This is a genomic window from Vicinamibacteria bacterium, from assembly GCA_035570235.1.
Lineage (GTDB): Bacteria > Acidobacteriota > Vicinamibacteria > Fen-336 > Fen-336 > DATMML01.
In genome coordinates, this window is the sequence record DATMML010000022.1 from 13,638 (window position 1) to 30,818 (window position 17,181).

Consider the following 17,181-nt stretch of genomic DNA (forward strand, 5'->3'; position numbering starts at 1 on the left):
GGCGGTGTTCTCGGGGCACTGCTAGACTAGCGGCCCCATGGACCCCCTGACTGCCTTCGGGCTCATTGGCGTCTCGGCAATGCTGGTGACCTATGCGTTGGAGAAGCGCAGCAACTGGTTCATTCTTGCCTTCTCCGCATCCTGTGCCCTTGCCTCAGCCTACGGCTTCCTGCAAGGCAGTTGGCCCTTCGGCATCATCGAGGCCATCTGGTCTATCGTAGCGTTTCGACGCTGGGTTCTTGCTCGGTCGTCAAACTGACCCTACCGAGGATTGACGCAGGTCCGGAGTCATATGATAGTGATTTGTGTTGATGGCCTTCACCACACGGGGCGCGAACCGTGAGCCCATGGGATCTGCTGGCGTGAGGGCGACGTCACTGCCCGGGTCGACTGGGAGAAGAGAACCCAAGACCGACGAATCCGACCTCGGAGGGAGGCTGACGCCCTCGGGGTTTACTAACCTGATCCCACCGCTCGCGGTTGGGTCGCGGTTTTCGCTCAGGTTCGTGCCCACACGACTCGAGGGAGCTGAATACCCGGAGGCTAGGGGAGGGGAGAGAGTTGCGGACCCGGGTTGCCCGCGCGGCGAGGAGGGTCGGCGTCTCAGAACCGGCCCTGTGAGCCGTTGATGGATACGGCAATGCAGTGGGTCGCTCAGTACGGCTATGTCGCGATCTTCTCTCTCCTCGTGCTCGGGATCATTGGCCTGCCCATACCAGACGAGACGCTCCTCCTGTTTGTGGGCTACCTCATCTATAAAGGGCAGCTCCGGCCCATCCCGAGCCTGGCCTCCGCCTTTCTGGGCAGCCTCTGCGGGATCACCCTCAGCTACGCGGTCGGACGTACCTTCGGGTTGTACGTCATCAGAAAATACGGCCGGTACGTTCGCGTCACCGACGAGCGGATGAAGCGGGTTCACCGTTGGTTTCAGCAGATGGGCCGGTGGGCTCTCACCTTCGGCTACTACGTGCCGGGCGTGAGACACCTCACGGCGTATGTCGCGGGGGCGTCGAAGCTGGAACTGCCCGTCTTTGCTCTATTCGCCTACAGCGGCGGACTCCTCTGGTCAGGGACCTTCATCGGCTTGGGTTACGCACTCGGCCAGAGATGGTCGCACGTGGGGCTCGGTCAGCTTCACTTGGCGCTGACCGCCGCTGTCGCCCTCATCCTGATCTTTGCGTACATCTGGTACCGGAGGCGGGGATCGGCTTGATCGATCGGGACCCGCCCTGCCGGAAGCAGGGGTCCAGCGGAGACGAGTAGATAGTCTTCAGGCCGGGAGAAGGTCTACGTCTCCTTCTTTCCGTTCTTTCCCTGCTCGGGTTCGTCCTTCATGGCTTTCTTGAAGTTCCGAATGCCTTCGCCAATGCCCTTTCCGAGCTGGGGAAGACGACTCGTGCCGAAGATGAGCACGAACACGATAAGGATGAGCAAGACTTCGGGTGCGCCAAGGGTGCCAAACATCGCAGTTCTCCAGTTAGGCACAGATAGCCTACCACGCCGCGTAGTCGGTCAGGGGAACGGGAAAGATACAAATCCGCGCCCCCAAGGCCCCCTTAGATAGGGAACCCAGCCTCGAAATCGCCCCGCGGACGTTACCCTCCCCCTCAAGCCGTGGCTCCCGTGGAGCCGCCAAAGAATCCGTCCGACCGCGCGCTGGGTCTGAAGCCGTTTTCGTGTAACCTTAAGGTGGCGACGGGGTTGACGACCGTTTTGCATCGACCCGGCGGGCTCAGCGGAGAGCCGGTGGGGGTTGCTGACGGGCCCGGAGCACGGCTGATGAGGCAATGGCAACAGGGGTGGTTGCGCTGCCTCGAGAGCGACCCGCTAGATAGAGTGCGCACGCGGTCGTCAGCACTGCCACCGAACCGACACCGAGGGGCCGAGAAACGTCCGTGTACTGGATCAGCAAGACCTTCCATCGCCTGAACCGCTTTCAGCGGCGTCTTTTTGTCTTCCTCGCCGTCCTCGGCCCCGGGATCATCACCATGGTCGCCGACAACGACGCGGGTGGAATCTCGACCTACGCCGTGACGGGATCGAAGTACGGCTTCAGCCTGCTCTGGGTGTTCTTCCTGCTCGTGCCCATGGCCTACTACGTCCAGGAGATGACGGTGCGGCTGGGTGCGGTGACCAAGCGGGGCCATGCCGAGGCCATCTTCGAGGGCTTCGGGCCGACGTGGGGCTGGTTCTCGCTGGCGGACCTGGCCATAGTCAACTGGCTGACCCTGGTCACCGAGTACATCGGCATGACCGCGGCCATGCGCCTGTTCGGCGTCCCCCCCTGGGTGACCTTCCTCGGGGTCACGCTCGTGCTCTTTCTGGTCGTGATTACGGGGCAGTATTGGACCTTTGAGCGGCTCACGCTCTTCTTCTGCCTTTTCAACCTCGTCTATATCCCGGCCGCCTTCTGGGCCATGGCCACCCCCACCGCCCCCGGGTGGGGGAAGGTCTTCGAGGGCCTTTTCGCGCCCCACTTGCTGGGCGGGTTGAGCGGGGAGATGCTCTTCATCATCCTCGCCAACATCGGGACGACGATCACCCCCTGGCAGATCTTCTTCCAGCAGAGCGCGGTAGTTGACAAGGGCCTCGACGTCCACGACGTGAAGTACGGGAAGGTGGACACGTTTGTCGGTTCGCTGGTGACCTGCGTCGTGGCGGCCTTCATCATCGTGGCCACGGGGGCCGCCTTCTACTACCACCACCCGCCGGTCGTGATCGAGGACGCGGAGCAAACGGCGAAGGCCCTGGTGCCCCTCCTGCCCACGGGGGAGGGCGAGCTGGCCCGGAGGCTGTTTGCCATCGGCCTCTTCGACGCGGGGTTTCTGGGCGCCCTCTGCATCTCGCTCTCCACCTCCTGGGCGGTGGGCGAGGTCTTTGGTTGGGCGCACTCCTTGAACAAGGGGGTGAAGGATGCCCCCTGGTTCTACGCCATCTACCTGCTGATGCTCCTCACCTCGGGGGCGGTGGTGCTGATCCCGGGCGCCCCCCTCATCACGATCACGATGTTCGTGCAGGTCGTGGCGGTGACGCTTCTGCCTTCGGCCCTCGTGTTCCTGATCCTGATCCTGAACGATCCCTCCTTCATGGGCAAACACGTCAACACCCGCTGGGAGAACATCGCCAACTGGTCGATAGTGGTCTTCGTCACCTTCATGTCGACGCTCTTTGCCGTGAGCACGCTGTTCCCGAAGTGGTTCGGGATGTCTTCCTAGGAGGCCCCGTGGCCGCTACCCCCCGCGAGGTACCAAGAGGTTCCGACCTGCCCCCGACGGGGGGAGGGGTCCGGTTCTTCTTCTTCTCCGAGCTCATCAAGCGGCCGGTCTGTGCGGGGAAGCTCGGCGACCGCATCGGCCGCCTCAGCGATCTCGTCTTTGCCCTGAAGGATCCCTACCCGGAGGCGGCCGGGATCTACCTTGAGTTCGGGTGGGCCGTGCCCACCCAGTTTGTCCCTTGGGAGCGGGTTTCGCGCATCGAGGACGACGCGATCTTTGTAGAGCCTCCGCCCCCCGGTGGCCCCTATCCGCCCTTTGTGGACCAGGCCGGCTGGATCATGCTCGGGAAGCACCTCATGGGTCGCACTATCCTCGACATGGACGGGCGGCGCATCGAGGTCGTGAACGATATGCAGCTCCTGGAGGCCCGGGGCCGCCTCCTCCTGATCCACGTTGACACCTCCTTCAATGGGTTCCTCCGGAGCTGGGGGCTGGGCAAGCTCGACTGGATCAAGGGCGAGTTTATCTCCTGGAAGTACGTGCAGCCCCTCTCCGTGGAGGACGCCGTGACCACGGACAAGCTCGAGCTCTCCGTCACGCGTCGGCAGCTCAAGGAGCTGCCCTGTGAAGACTTGGCCGACGCTTTGGAGCAGCTCTCCGGGCAAGAGCAGGAGGCGTTGTTCTCCGCCCTGGACTCGGAGAAAGCCGCGGAGACCCTGGCCGAGGCCGAGCCCCGGGCCCAGCGGCAGCTGGTGGCCCGGCTCAGGAAAGAGCGGGCCCGGGCGATCCTGGGGGAGATGACGGTGCCCCAGCTGGCCAAGCTGCTCTCCGCCCTTCCCCATGACGATGCCGAGGAACTGCTGGCCGTGCTGCCCCCGGACATCGTGCGACGGCTGAAGGGCATCCTCTCCGAGGAGGAGGTCAGGGCCCAGGAGCTCATGGACTCCGACTACGTGGCCTTTCCCGCCGGAGCCAAGGTGGGGTCGGTGCTCGCGGAGATCCGGCGGTCGGGCCGCGCCCGCAATGCCGTCTCCTACGTCTACGTGGTGGGCAACGACGGGGAGCCGCTCCTGGGGGTGGTCGACCTCCGGGAGCTGGTGCTGGCGCGGGACGAGCAGACCCTGGGCGAGATCATGTCCACGCCCGTGGTAACTGCGGAGGCGGAAAACGTCCAGGACGAGTTGGCGGAGATGTTCGCCAAGTACACCTACCAGATGATTCCGGTCGTTGATGCCCACGACCGCATCCTAGGCGTCGTCCGCTACAACGACATCATGAAGGGGGCCTCCGTTCCGGCTAAGGATTAAGGTCAAGGACTAGGGTGCCTGAGTGCCTCGCGTGAAGACGACCCGGACGGCCCGTATCGCGCTCTACTCGCTCCGCGTGTATCTGGCCGTGCTGCTGACCCTGCTCGTCATTCGCTTCCTCAGGATCCTGGGCTAGGGGGCCGGGCCCTGCCCGCGAACGGGGGTGGAGAGCCCTGCGGGGGCGCCGCTTCAGGCCCGGAAGAGCTGCAGGCCGGCGAAGTTCGGGCCGAGGATCCTCTCCGCGGGAATCTTGAACCAGTCGCGCAGCACGGACGCGTAGACGGAGCGGAAGTCGACCGCGAAGGGAACGTCACCGCCCTCGAGCTTGGACAGATCGGGCGCCGGCCCGTAGAGGCCGCCCGCCACCTTGGCGCCCACCACGAAGAGGCTGCTGGCCGCCCCATGGTCGGTGCCCGCGCTCGCGTTCTCCTGCACCCGCCGGCCGAACTCAGAGTAGGTGAGGACGGCGACCCGCTCGTCAAGGCCATGCGCCTTCAAGTCCTCGAGGAAGGCGGAAACACCCTCTGCCAGCTGGGCCAGTAGGTTGCGCTGCTGGGGCTTCTGGTTGGCGTGGGTGTCAAAGCCCCCCAGGGTCACGTGGAAGATGCGCGTGCCCACTTTCGCGGTGAGGAGCTGGGCGATGAGCCGGAGCTGGTCGCTGAGCCCGCTCTTGGGATAGGTCACCATCGAGGAGTAACCGGCCACCGCCGCCCGCAGCTCGTCGGAGGAGCGCAGGGCGCTGCGGCCGACTTGGCGGACGAAGCCGGCGCCCGCGGGCTCACCGTTCTCCCCGTACATGGCGCCGAGCGCGGTGCGGAGCGCCCCCGCGTCGGCCGGATATCGCCGGTCGGGCTGCACGGAGAAAGCATCGAGGGAGAGAAGCGAGGGAACGGGGGTGCGCGGGGCGTAGAGGGCGGGGGTGAGGCCACCGCCCCCGATGCCGAGGGCCTCCAGGGCCGCGGGTTCGCGGGGATGGCGTGGGTCGGGCTGGAAATCGATAGCCCGGCCGAGCCAGCCCGTGGGCTCCCGGTAGGGATCCAGCCGCGCCGTCTGCCAGACCGCGGTGGAGAGGAAGTGCGAGCGGTCGGGGTTGGGATAGCCGACGCCCCCCACCACCGCCAGGGTGCCCTGGGCAAAGCGCTCGCGGAAGGGAGCGAGGGCTGCGTGGAGGCCAAGGCGCTCGTCCAGCTTCAGGAGCTCGCTTTCCGAGAGGGCGACGGTGGGCCGGAGCTTGGGGTAGTGCGGATCGGCGTAGGGGACCACGGTGTTGAGGCCATCATTGCCGCCCGCAAGCTGGATCACGACCAGGGAGCGGCCAGAAGCCGGGCCTCCTGTGTCCTCCGCTCCCAGGGCGGCGGCCATCCGGGGGAGGAGGCCCGAGCCGCCGAGGGCCACGAGGGTCGCCCCGCTGCTCCCCAAAAAGCGACGGCGTGTGATGCCCATGGCTCCCTAGCTCAACTGGAAATCGGGGGTGGAGAGTATCAGGTGGATGAGGCCCCGCAGTTTCTCGTCCATGGTTCGGGTGTCGGAGGTGATCGACGGGGATTTGCCGCCCAGCTCCTTCATCCGCTGGGGGTCCGGTGTCTCGACGTAGGCCACCAGGGCCTGGCGGGTGGGTTCCGAGAGCACCCCGTCGAGGAGATGCCCCACGGCCAGGTCCACGATCTGCCGGGGGGTAGTGGGGGTGACTCCCTCGAAGACCCTCTCCGGTTCGATGTGGCTGGTCCCCTTGGGGCCGCGCGCGGTCGTGATCGAAGCCGCGAAGTTGAGGCGCTCGAAGAGGGTCGAGGTGGAGATCCAGGCCTTACCCCCGTCCCAGCCCTTGACGCTCGGGGGGTTGAACAGGTCCTGGCCCATGCGAGCCATGAGGGAGACGACTTGGCGGGGGGTGATGGTGCCACCCAGGCTGCGGATGGCGCCGATCACGAACTCGGCCGGACTCTTGACCTGGGCCCGGAATGCCCGCTCGGAGGAGAAGACGGGGGAGAGGAACATGGCGCGGAGCACCTCGCGGATGTTCCCGCGGGTAGAGCGCCAGGCCTGGACGAACGGGGCCAGGGTCGGCGGCTCCGGGTTCTCATAGACGAAGAAGGAGAAGAGCTTACTCGTGACGCGCTCGGCGGTGGCGGGGTGCTCGGCCAGGATGTTCAGGACATCCGAGCCGTCGAGGTTACCCTCGTGCCCGAGAAAGGTCTTGGGTCCGACGTCGTGCTCGCTCGCATTAAAGAAGAAGCTGTCGTCGCGCAGGTTCCATCCGGAGAAGGCCCGCGCCGCCTCCTGGACGTCCGCCTCCTTGTACTGGCCGCGACCGATGGTGAAGAGCTCCATCACCTCCCGCGCGAAGTTCTCGTTGGGGTGGGCCTTGCGGTTGGCGGAGCCGTCCAGCCAGACGAGCATGGCCGGATCGCGAGCCACCCGCTGCAGAAGATCCCCGAAGGAACCGAGGCCCCGCTCGCGGAAGAGCTGGTTCTGCAGGTACATCAGATAGGGGTTGCCGACCTTGCTGATCGCGGTCGCAAAGTGGCCGTGCCAGAGGAACGTCATCTTTTCGATGAGCGGGCACTGGCTGTGGATCATGCGGTAGATCCACCAGGTCCGGACGTCTTCAATGTTGTTGAAGTCCAGGAGGCCGCCGATCTGGCGGTCGATCTCGCCCAGGCCGTCCGAGACTCCCCCCGGTTCGAGGAGCAGGTGAACCGTCTGCTCGAAGCCTTCGTTGAGCCGGGCCTCGACTTCGCCCGGGGCGGGCCCGAATCCTGCCCGACGTAGCAGGTGGGCCATCCGTATGCGTGGTTCCACGCGAGCCCTCCCACTACCAGTGTAAACCGGGCGGCCGAGCAACGCACGTGGCCTTCGGGGATCCCCACCCCGGGCGGGAGCGCGCGTTCCTTTCAAGCGAGGGACTCCGCCCCCCGGCTACGGGGTCCCCGCCATTGCCCGTCCCTCCTTTAAGTGAGTCGAGTTGGAGGTGATCGGTGAGGGCACGGGCCGCCGCCGCCCTGACCGTCCTGCTGCTTCTGGCCCTCGGCCCCGCGGAGCCTGCTTAGGGCGCCAGGGGAAGGGAGGCCGTGGGCACGGAGAGAGCCTGGACGGCATCGATGTCGGCGCCTTCGGTGACCGTATCGCCCGGGCAGGGATAGAGCTCTCCGTCCTCGATCTTGATGTACCGCGCCCGCTTAAGGCCGCCGCTGGCGAGATCGAAGTCGCAGTAACCCAGAAGCCGGCTGATGCGGCCTTCTGGGGTGTTGGGGCAGTTCTTGCGGTCGAGGAATACAAAAGGTCCATCCGGCGACTCGGAGGCGTAGACGGACACGGGCTCGTTGCCGACGATCTGGAAGACGCGGATGTCGTAGCCGGGCCCATCCTCGATGCAGCCGCCCATGTCTACGGTGACGTAACCACCGAACCCCACGCTCATGAAGCCCGCGTAGTGGTCCGGCCCAAAGCCCGATGCGTTGGGCGGGCCCAGGACCTCCTCCGGGTTGTTGTAGATGTTCTGGGCCAGGGTGCAGGCGGGGAGCCACCAGTCGACCACCTTTTGCCCGTATGCGGAGGGCGGCGACGTGCAGTAGTTGGGGGGCGGGGTGGGAGTGGGAGTGGGCTGGGGACTCGGTGTGGAGCCGCCGCCGCCACAGGCGGAGAGGGCGACCAGGGGGACCAGGCGCAGGAGCGGGCGGCGGAGGCTCACGGAGCGGGCTCGCGCCCGCAGGCGCGGAAGGCGGCATTGCCCGGGCCGCGCGTCAAAAAGGCGAGGAACTGGCGAGCCCCCTCGCGGTTGGCGCTCGCGCGCACCCCCACCGCGCGCACCAGGAGCGGGGGCAGAGACAAAGGCGAGACGCGCCCCTTGCCGGCGAGGCTCAAGGGAACCACCGCCAGCTCGCTCTCGGTCAGTTGCACCGGGCCGTTGAGGGTCGCGAGGCTGCGGACATTTTCCGGCGGCAGGCGCTCAAGCATGCGCCGGGCCTCGAGGCCCAGCGTACCTCCCAGCACGCGGACCCGCACCGACGGCTGGTCGAGGGCGCGGACGTCCGGGGTGGCGTCCAGGCTCGGGCCCACGAGGACCCACGGGATCGTCGCGACATCCACGTCGAGGTCGGGATGGGAGGCGCCCCCTTCGATGAGACGGGTGAGTTCCCCCTCCGCTCCCACCACCGCGTCGGCCCCCGTCGCAGAGGCTGCTGATTCCAGCCGGGCCACCTCCACGGTCAGCTTCCTCTTGAAGGTCGCCTCGTAAAGGGGTTTCACAGCCTCGACACAAGGACCCACGGCGGGACTCACCCTGACCCGTAGCTCTCCGCTCGGGGCGGTCGAGCCCACGGCGGCCAGGATGAGGAGGGACGTCAAGCGTGCGCTCACGATCGGCACCTCATTGCGGCTGCAGCGACCATGTGTGGTCGCGGCCCCCGAGGCAGGCTCCCAGCGTGTCCGGAGCGTCATCGCGGGGCCGGCTCATCTCGATGTCGCCAATCGCCGTCCCCTGCGCCTGCGGTCGGCCCAAGGTCGTGGCCGTAGCATTGGCGGTCCCCGCCAACCGCACCCACACCCGGAGTCCCTCCAGGGTCCGGATGCCGAAGTCCTTTGTCCCAAAGCCGCCGTGGAGCTGATCCCCCTGCCGCAGGAGAACGAAACGTCCGACTGTGGAGTCCCCGGCGGTGCCTTGCCCGAAGACCTCCGAGCCTTGAGCGATGGGGTCCGCTATCGAGGCCGGCTGGCGGACTGGGCTTTCGCTGAGGTCGACGAGAACCGTGACGCTGGGCACCGTCATCGTGCAGCTTGGGCTTGCCGTCAACGTCAGCTTGTACTGTCCGGAGAACGTCCCCGTCGCCAAGGTCCGTGGGGGCGCGGTCGGGGCCCCATCCTGGGCCCGTTCGGTGCTCTCCGTCCGCCAACCCGGGACGAAAGCCAGGGCGGCGGCGAGAACGGTCGGTAGGTGCTTCATACCCTTATTCTTTCCTATTCATCGGGTCCTCCGCTGCGCTCTTTCTGACCCCGGACCGCGTCGGGGGCACGCCCCTGGTCCGCGAGGGGCTGAGGCAACAAGGACGGGAGGGCTGCCGCGGTCGCTGGGGGGACCATCTCCCTTTCCCGAGACCGAAGCGGCGTGGCGGGCAGAAGCGTCTGCCCCTCCCGATCTCGCCCCGGCGCGCGGAAGCCTCCTCGGATCACGATTTGCCCCCTTCTCCGGGGCCGCCGCCCGGTCCCGGCCGGTGGTCGTGCTCGGGATGCATCTCGTGGTGGTAGTCGTTTGCGCGCCGCTGAGGGGAAGCTAGGAACTCGTCGGTGCCCGGCTTGGGCAGGAAGCGGTGGGCGGCCAGGAGGAGGGCGGGCTGAAGGGCCCGGCTCAAGAGGGCCAGGGCCAGAGCGCCCCCGATCACCACCACCGCCAAGGGCTTCTGGGTCTGGGCCCCGAGGCGGTTGGAAAGCGCGGCCGGGAGCAGGCCGAACATAGCGACCAAGGTGGTCATGAGCACGGCCCGCAGGCGGTGCTGGGCCGCGTTCAGGACCCCCTCCTCGGCTAATCTCCCCGCATCCCATTCTCGCTGCGCGTAGGTGACGACCAGGATCGCATCCTGGATGGCGATGCCAAAGACCGACACGAAGCCCATCGCCGCGGACACGGAGTTGTTGATGCCGGTAAGGAGGAGGGCGATGAGCCCACCCGTGCAGGCGATGGGGATGTTGGCGAGCACGACCACGGTCAAGGCGGCGCTCCGCACAGAGCTGTAGGCCAGGAAAGTAATGAGGGCCAGGGTGATGGGAATGACGACGATGAGGCGCCCGCGGGCCTCCTCCAGCTCATTGATCTCCCCCGCCCATTCCAGGTGGGTGTCCGGGGGTATCGCCACCCGCTGGGAGATTCTCTCCTGAGCCTCGCTGATGACGCCGCCCAGATCGCGCCCGCGCACCGAGAACTTCACGGGCGTGTTCCGGCGGCCGTCCTCCCGGTAGATGACGGAGGGACCGTCCTCCTCGCTTATCCTCGCGATCTGGGCGAGGGGAATCTGCGTTCCATCGGGTACGGACACCGTGATGCGCCGGATGGCCTCCAGATCGCGACGGAAGGGCTCTTTCCAACGGACCACGAGGTCGAATTGCCGCTCCCCTTCGAAGACCTGGGTCGCGGTCTGTCCTCCGATGGCCGCCTGCACGACCGCTTCTACGTCGCCGGTATTGAGGCCATAGCGGGAGCACATCTCCCGATCGGGGATGATCTTGACGCTGGGCTGGCCTAGTGAGCTGAAGAGTCCCAGATCCTTGACCCCCGGAACCCCGGCCATGACCTCCACGACTTTCTCCGCCAGCTGCTGGTTGACCTTGAGATCCGGACCCACGATCTTCACGCTGTTCTCACCCTTGACCCCGGACAAGGCTTCCTCCACGTTGTCGGAGATCATCTGCGAGAATCCGAAGACGATCCCCGGGAATGCCTCTTGGAGGTCTCGGGACATGTTCTCGATGATCTTCTCCTTCGTCCAGCCCGCGGGCCACTCGCTGGATGGCTTCAAGGGGGCGAAGAGCTCGATGTTGAAGAACCCAGAGACGTCGGTGCCGTCGTCCGGCCGCCCCAGCTGGGAAACGACCGTGGTCACTTCGGGATACTTCCGGACGATGTTGCGCATGGTCCCCACTGAGCGCGAGGACACCTCGAGGGCGACCGAGTTGGGCAGGGTGGCCCGGATCCAGAGATTGCCCTCCTCCAGCTTGGGCATGAACTCGCGCCCGATGAAGTGGAGGAGCAGAGCGCAGAGGGCGACGGGGCCGATCAGGTAGAGGAGGGCGAGCCGCGAGGTCTTGATGCCGAAACGGAAGAGGGGAGTGTAGAGCCCCTGCAAGGATCGCATGAAGCGGCTCTCCGTCTCCTCATCGTGAACGCGCAGGAAACGCCGGGCCAGCACGGGGGTCAGGGTGAGCGCCATGAAGATGGCTCCCCCGATGGCGAAGGCGTACGTGTGGGCGAGGGGGGAGAAGATCACGCCCGAGACGCCGGTCATGGTGAATAGGGGGAGGAAGGCCACGCCCATGATGAGGGTGGAGAAGGCCATGGGCGTGCCCACCTCAGCGGCGGCAGTGGATATGCGGACGCGCAGGGTTCCCACTGAGTGCTTCCCGAGGTGACGGACTATGTTCTCGATCATGATTACGGTGGAGTCGATGATGATGCCGAAATCCACCGCTCCCAGCGAGATCAGGTTCGCCGAGGTGTGCGTGGCCACCGCCCCGCAGAACGCGGCCAGGAGGGCGAGGGGAATGTTTACGGCCGCGATCAACCCCGCCCGTAGGTGGCCGAGGAAACCGAGGAGTACGATGATGACCAGCACCATGCCGAGGAGCAGGTTCTCCAGGACCGTGTGGGTAGTGGCATCCACAAGGTCCCCGCGATCGTAGTAGGGCTCGAGGGTCATGCCCGGGGGGAGGAGGCGAAGCCGACGGATGTGCTCCACGCGCTCCTTGATGCCCTTCAGCGTGGGAGAGGTCTCACCCCCGTAGCGCATGAGGACGATACCTTCCACGGCGTCGGGCTCGTCGTCGTGGCCGACGATGCCCAGGCGCGGTTTGCTCCCGATCGCGACCTCGGCCACATCCCGCACCCGGATGGGGACGCCCCTCTGGACGGCCACCACGATGTTGCCCACGTCGTTCAAGGAACCGATGAGGCCCACCCCGCGCACGTCGTACGACTGCTCCCCGATGGTCAGGCGCTGCCCCCCCACGTTCTGATTGGCGTTGCTGATGGCGGCCTGGAGCTGGGCCAGGGTGACCCCGTAGGCCCGCAGCCGATGAGGATCCACCGCCACCTGATATTGCTTGGTGAGGCCTCCAAAGCTCACCACGTCGATGACCCCCGGGACGCGCTTGAACTCGCGCTCTAGGATCCAGTCCTCGGCCGTCTTCAGGTCCATCAAGGAGTAGCCCTTCCCCTTCAGGAAGTAGCGGAAGACCTCTCCCACCGCGTTGGAAGGGGAGATCTGGGCCTGGACGTTACCCGGCAGCTGGAGGAAGGACAGCCGGTTGATGACCTCCTGCCGGGAGTCCTCATAGCGGGCTCCCCAGCGGAAATAGCACTTCACGTCGGAGAGCCCGAAGAGAGACTGGGAGCGGATGTGGTCAAGGCCGGGCATGCCGGAGAGGCTCACCTCGACGGGAATGGTCGTGTAGCGTTCGACCTCCTCGCCGCTCCGGCCCTCCGGCTGTGCGATGACCTCCACCAGCGGAGGGACGGGGTTCGGATAGGCCTCGATGTTGAGAAGGTCGTAGGAGACGGCCCCCGCCACCACGAGGCCCAGGGTGAGAAGGACGATGACCCCCGGGAACCTGAGGGCAAAATCGACGATGCGCTGGATCATGCCGTCAAATCATTCCCGCGAGGAAGATTGCCCCCCCCGTCACAACCCTGTCTCCGGCCGCCAGTCCCTCGAGCACGGCCACGGGGTCCCCCCCTCCGTCCCCGATCCTGACGTTTCGGGGCTCGAACCGGAGGAGACCACCGGGCGCCGGGCCCTTCTCCACGAAGACCACCGTGCGGTCGCCAAGGCGCAAAACGGCGGAGCGCGGCACCCCCAGGGCTCGCGATTCCCCCAGCAGTATCGAGACCGTGGCGTACATTTCGGGGCGAAGCTCCCGGCCGGGGTTGAGGATGGAGCAACGCACCCGGGCGGTGCGGGAGACGGGGTCGAGGGCGCCTGAGATCCAGTCCACCGTCCCCTGGAATCCCTTGTCAGGGTAGGCGATGACCTTCACCGTCACGGTTGCGCCCTTCTTGATCTTTGGCAGGTCCACCTCATAGATATCAGCCAGGATCCAGACCCGGTCCAGCTCTCCGATGGTGAACAGCTCGACCGCGGTCCCACCTGAGTACTGCCCCTGAACCTCGGTTCCGGGGTTGACATTCCGGGCGATGATCTCCCCGGCAATGGGCGCGCGTAGGAGGTAGTCCTGGGTGACCTGCGCGTCCGAGCCCGGGGCGAGAAGGGAGACCTTCTGCTGGGCACGATCCAGCTCGGCCTGGGCCTTGCGAAAGTTGTCCTCCGCCGCCTCCAAGTCCCGACGGGCGCCGGCATGGGCGTCGACCAGCTCCTTCTGCCGCTGGAACTCGCTCTGGGCCGCGGTCAAGTCGGCTTTGGCCTTGACGAAGTCGGAGAAAGCCTGGCCGATGTCGGGTGACGCCATGGCCAGGAGGGCGCTCCCGCGCTCCACCCACTGGCCCGGCTGGGCCAGAACCCGCACCACCCGCCCGTTCACGGGGGCGAAGACGTGGGTCACGCGAGCATCGTCGAAGGTGACGCGGCCGCTGGTCACCACCGCGTTGCCCACCGGCTGCTCCCCGACCGGACTCACCACAATCCCGGCCTTGGCCAGCCGCTCCGGGGAGAGCCAGGCTTCGCCCGGGGGCGGCTGATTCCCGGCGGTGGGGTCTTGGGCCCGGCCGCAGGCGGCCGCGCTGGCCAGGGAGAGGGTGATGATCAGGAGAGTCGATGGCCGAGTCATTCTCTTAGATCCCTGCTCGCGGCCGCCCCCAGGGGCAGACGATCGTCCCCTACCATTTTGAAACAGTGTCGAAGGACTGGGCTATGACCGGGCGCCAGAGAAGGGCACGTTCGACATTGCACCTCCTGCAAAGACTACCATCCTAGCGTTCACAACGCACGAGTGGGTCACGGAGCAGCCCCTGAGTAGGCGTCGCACCCGGAGGCGCGGAATGGGGGCCCTCCATCCCGGGGCGTGCTGGCGCTGACGTGGCCTCTCAGAACTCGAGATGCGCGCGAAACCCTACGATGTCGACCGGACCGCGGTCCTGGTTGTAGGCGGGATTCACGACGTGCTGGTAGTCGCCGCTCAAGCTCAAGCCGTGGGGGAGCTGGAGGTTGTAAAAGGCCTCCAGGACCAGCTCTGAACCGTAACGGAGCGCCCCGTCCCCGATGATGAACCCGTAGCCTCCGGCGGCGAGGTAGTCCCTGTGGTCCCGCGAGAGGCCGTTGACGACCAGAGCGCCTCCCACGGAGTCTTTCTTGCGCCCCCAAGCCTTGCCGCTCCAGAGCGCGCCTAGGCTGGCGGTTCGGTCGATCTCCGTGAACGCCCATGTCTCGTTGCGGCCGTCGCTCCAGCCCACCCGCATAAAGAGCCCCGCGTCCTCGGCCACCTCCTGCTCCAAGCCGATCCCGGCTCCGTTCTTGTCCCGGCCGTACCTGCGGGTTTGGGTGATGTCGGGGGCGGTCGGGGACAGCGCCAGCGCCTCGCGGTAATTTCCCATGCGAGCCAGGTTGCGGTAGAGGAAGAGGCGGGCCGCACCGGGGTGCCCGAAGAGGCTGTACTTTCGCTCCCCCTCGAAATTCCACGCGTGGGCGTCGTGGATTCGGAGGTCCAGCTGCAGCTGGTTGGCCACGACCGGTACGAGCACGGCGGCGGCCCGGAGGGCCCAGCCCCGCTCCTGGTACTCGGCGTGAACGCCCCAGGTGTAGCCCCGGGTGTCGGCGGCGTAGTCCCAAGCCCCGTTGTCCATCAGGGCCCAGTTCAGGAACTGCCCCCGGGGGTCGTGGCTGAAGCGGTTGTCGTCGAAGGAATCGGTCAAGCTGAACTTGCCGAACTTCACGACCAGGCGCCGAACCGGGTAGCGGCCAGGGAGCTGGTCGGGCGCATCCGCGACCGGCTCGGTGTCCTCGCCGAAGCCGAAGGTCTGTTGGAGGTAGAGCCGAGCCACGACTACGATCGGGGCGGCGTTGCCTATGCGGTAGACCTCTCCGTTCGGAAAGCCCGCGATTCCCGACGTCCGGCTCAAGCCGTCGCCGCCGCTCAACTCCGGGCTGGTGTAGAGCTCGGCCCCCTTCCAAAGCTTGGCACCCGCCCAGATCGTCGCCGTGACCGAGGTCTTGGACTCGGCTACCGGGATCAGGCTGTTCTGGCCGGAATAAGCGGCGGGGAAGCTCCCGTGGTGCTGGGTCACGATTGTCTGCTGAAAATGGAAATTCCACCAGGGAGGGGATTCCGGGGACTCCGCTGGGGATGCCTCTTGGCCGCGGAGGAGGGGGTTGGCCGAGAGCAGGATCCCCAGACTCAACGTCCGCAGGGCTGGCCACGCCCTGCGGTCCCTCGGGGGCCCGGAACGTGCCGTTCCTTGGAGGGCGCGCTCTCTTCTTCCCGGTCCTAGTTTCGGCACGCGGCCCCTCGGCAGGTTTTGAGAATGGCGACCCGGCTGCTGAGGGGCCCGAGGGTTGTGGAGGGGGCCTGGTTGCCCAGGTTGTTCAGCTGGTAAGGATCGGTCGTCATGTCGTAGAGCTCGATCTCGCCCGTGACGTACTCCACGTAGGTCTTCTGGTCGGCGGTGCGTAGGCCATAGAAGGTCGGAATGCCCCCCCGGACCTGCTTGGGATTGTCGGGGTCGGATAGGTTCTGCCAGTGCTCGAGGAGGAGGTCCCGCCGCCAATCCGTCGGTGGCGAGGCGGTTAGAAGGGGAGCGAAGGAGCGCCCGTCGACGGTGTCGGGGGGGGTGGCGTGGGCCCACTCCGCGAAGGAGGGGGCAAAGTCGATGTTGGCTACGATCTGGTCGCGGGTCTGGCCGGCCGGCACGCCCGGGCCCCGCACTATCAGGGGGACCCGTACGGACTCCTCGTACGCCGCTTCCTTCCCGTGGGGAAACCGGTGAGGTCCCAGGATGAAGCCGTTGTCGGAAGTGAAGAGGATGAAGGTATTCGCGAGCCGGCCGTCCGCCTGGAGCTCCTGCACGATCTTCTCGACCATGTCGTCCGCGGCCAGCATAGTCATCAGCCGATTCTGGTACAGGGTATCGATCTGCACCTCCACCTTGTCGGTAAAGAGGGGCAAGTCCTGGAGCCAGTTCGGCTTGTTGCTCACGTCCCCCTCGTTGAAGGAAGGGACGCGGGGAGCGTTTTGATCGGCGAGAAGGCCCTTGTGTCGGTCGGCGGGGATCGCCGGGGTGTGGGGCGCGGGTGGAGCCAAGTAGAGGAAGAATGGCTCCGGGCCCTTTGCCGCCGCGGCCTGGATGCCCGCCACCGCCTTCTGGGTCAGCACGTCGGTGAGGTAATCCTGCTTGTCGCGTGTGACAACACCGTTGTCGTTGATGATGAAATCGTAGTAGTCGCCGGAGTCGGGTTCGCCCCCCGGAGCAAAATCCCCATGCCAGTCGTCCCAGCCCGGGGGCACGTGGGCGGGGTCACCTATCCCATAGCCGTTGATGTACTTGCCGACGAAGATCGTGCGATACCCAGCCGCCTTGAGCCAGGGGGCCAGCATGGACGCCTCCGAGACTTGCGTGAGCAGGATGTCGTAGCCCCCGGCGGGCGCCGAGTTGGCGAGGGCGTGGTGGTTGTGGGCATATTGGCCGGTCAGGATCGAGGCCCGCGAGGGGCAGCAGAGAGAGGTCGCGACGAAGTTCCGCGTAAAGGTGACTCCCTGGTCGGCAAGAAGCGACTTGACCTTGGGCATGAAGGGCATCGATTGCGTGTCCTGATCGTCCGTGAGGATGAAGACGATGTTGGGCGGTGGGAGCGGAGTCGGCGTGGGGGCGGGTGGGGCGGGCGAGGACGAGCCCCCGCAGGAGGCCATGAAAAGACTCGTGCAAACCAGCAGGCTCACTCCCGCTGGACGCCGGCTGATTGATTTGAGGGCAGGGCCCATGGTGTCGAACGCTCCTCCTCGACCCCGCA

Annotated in this window: 14 protein-coding genes; 4 read left to right on the top strand and 10 right to left on the bottom strand. The window is 66.4% G+C overall.

The window, feature by feature from the left end:
- Positions 1-37: 37 nt before the first annotated feature.
- Together VN461_03845 and VN461_03850 are read left to right on the top strand one after the other, a co-directional pair.
- The gene (locus tag VN461_03845; protein ID HXB53891.1) at positions 38-259 is read left to right on the top strand and encodes a hypothetical protein; all 222 of its coding nucleotides are present in this window, start codon (positions 38-40) and stop codon (positions 257-259) included.
- 381 nt (positions 260-640) lie between these two features.
- Positions 641-1,213, top strand: coding sequence for a DedA family protein (locus VN461_03850; protein HXB53892.1), 573 nt, complete (start codon positions 641-643; stop codon positions 1,211-1,213).
- A 74-nt stretch (positions 1,214-1,287) separates the two neighbouring features.
- Here VN461_03850 and VN461_03855 read toward each other — a convergent pair whose 3' ends face one another.
- Positions 1,288-1,464, bottom strand: coding sequence for a twin-arginine translocase TatA/TatE family subunit (locus VN461_03855; protein ID HXB53893.1), 177 nt, complete (start codon positions 1,462-1,464; stop codon positions 1,288-1,290).
- Positions 1,465-1,895: 431 nt separating this feature from the next.
- On the opposite strand from VN461_03855, the gene VN461_03860 reads away from it, so the two are divergent.
- Together VN461_03860 and VN461_03865 are read left to right on the top strand one after the other, a co-directional pair.
- Complete coding sequence (locus VN461_03860) at positions 1,896-3,215, top strand: divalent metal cation transporter (GenBank protein HXB53894.1); 1,320 nt, start codon at positions 1,896-1,898, stop codon at positions 3,213-3,215.
- An 8-nt stretch (positions 3,216-3,223) separates the two neighbouring features.
- On the top strand, positions 3,224-4,522 hold the full coding sequence (locus VN461_03865) for a CBS domain-containing protein (protein ID HXB53895.1): 1,299 nt from the start codon (positions 3,224-3,226) through the stop codon (positions 4,520-4,522).
- A 189-nt stretch (positions 4,523-4,711) separates the two neighbouring features.
- Here VN461_03865 and VN461_03870 read toward each other — a convergent pair whose 3' ends face one another.
- The 9 genes from VN461_03870 to VN461_03910 form a co-directional block, all read right to left on the bottom strand.
- Positions 4,712-5,965 (bottom strand): DUF1501 domain-containing protein, encoded by a 1,254-nt coding sequence (locus VN461_03870; GenBank protein ID HXB53896.1) that lies wholly within the window; start codon positions 5,963-5,965, stop codon positions 4,712-4,714.
- A gap of 6 nt (positions 5,966-5,971) precedes the next feature.
- Complete coding sequence (locus VN461_03875) at positions 5,972-7,321, bottom strand: DUF1800 domain-containing protein (protein HXB53897.1); 1,350 nt, start codon at positions 7,319-7,321, stop codon at positions 5,972-5,974.
- Between the two features lie 244 nt (positions 7,322-7,565).
- Positions 7,566-8,210 carry a hypothetical protein gene (locus tag VN461_03880; GenBank protein ID HXB53898.1) on the bottom strand — a complete coding sequence of 215 codons (645 nt, stop codon included), beginning with the start codon at positions 8,208-8,210 and terminating at the stop codon, positions 7,566-7,568.
- Complete coding sequence (locus VN461_03885) at positions 8,207-8,878, bottom strand: hypothetical protein (protein HXB53899.1); 672 nt, start codon at positions 8,876-8,878, stop codon at positions 8,207-8,209. The genes VN461_03880 and VN461_03885 overlap by 4 nt, the downstream gene beginning before the upstream one ends.
- A 10-nt stretch (positions 8,879-8,888) precedes the next feature.
- On the bottom strand, positions 8,889-9,461 hold the full coding sequence (locus VN461_03890; protein HXB53900.1) for a hypothetical protein: 573 nt from the start codon (positions 9,459-9,461) through the stop codon (positions 8,889-8,891).
- A gap of 223 nt (positions 9,462-9,684) precedes the next feature.
- Positions 9,685-12,867, bottom strand: coding sequence for a CusA/CzcA family heavy metal efflux RND transporter (locus tag VN461_03895; GenBank protein ID HXB53901.1), 3,183 nt, complete (start codon positions 12,865-12,867; stop codon positions 9,685-9,687).
- Positions 12,868-12,871: 4 nt separating this feature from the next.
- Positions 12,872-14,008, bottom strand: a complete 1,137-nt coding sequence (locus VN461_03900; GenBank protein HXB53902.1) for an efflux RND transporter periplasmic adaptor subunit — start codon at positions 14,006-14,008, stop codon at positions 12,872-12,874.
- A 256-nt stretch (positions 14,009-14,264) separates the two neighbouring features.
- A complete protein-coding gene (locus VN461_03905; protein ID HXB53903.1) occupies positions 14,265-15,461 on the bottom strand; it encodes a carbohydrate porin in 1,197 nt (398 codons plus the stop codon).
- Between the two features lie 200 nt (positions 15,462-15,661).
- Complete coding sequence (locus VN461_03910; protein HXB53904.1) at positions 15,662-17,152, bottom strand: sulfatase; 1,491 nt, start codon at positions 17,150-17,152, stop codon at positions 15,662-15,664.
- Positions 17,153-17,181 lie beyond the last annotated feature (29 nt).

What these genes read in the sequence shown, in the direction of transcription:
- VN461_03855 (HXB53893.1), bottom strand. Translation starts at nt 1,464, where the DNA reads ATGTTTGGCACCCTTGGCGCACCCGAAGTCTTGCTCATCCTTATCGTG.
- VN461_03895 (HXB53901.1), bottom strand. Translation starts at nt 12,867, where the DNA reads ATGATCCAGCGCATCGTCGATTTTGCCCTCAGGTTCCCGGGGGTCATC.
- VN461_03870 (HXB53896.1), bottom strand. Translation starts at nt 5,965, where the DNA reads ATGGGCATCACACGCCGTCGCTTTTTGGGGAGCAGCGGGGCGACCCTC.
- VN461_03845 (HXB53891.1), top strand. Translation starts at nt 38, where the DNA reads ATGGACCCCCTGACTGCCTTCGGGCTCATTGGCGTCTCGGCAATGCTG.
- VN461_03890 (HXB53900.1), bottom strand. Translation starts at nt 9,461, where the DNA reads ATGAAGCACCTACCGACCGTTCTCGCCGCCGCCCTGGCTTTCGTCCCG.
- VN461_03900 (HXB53902.1), bottom strand. Translation starts at nt 14,008, where the DNA reads ATGACTCGGCCATCGACTCTCCTGATCATCACCCTCTCCCTGGCCAGC.
- VN461_03910 (HXB53904.1), bottom strand. Translation starts at nt 17,152, where the DNA reads ATGGGCCCTGCCCTCAAATCAATCAGCCGGCGTCCAGCGGGAGTGAGC.
- VN461_03850 (HXB53892.1), top strand. Translation starts at nt 641, where the DNA reads ATGCAGTGGGTCGCTCAGTACGGCTATGTCGCGATCTTCTCTCTCCTC.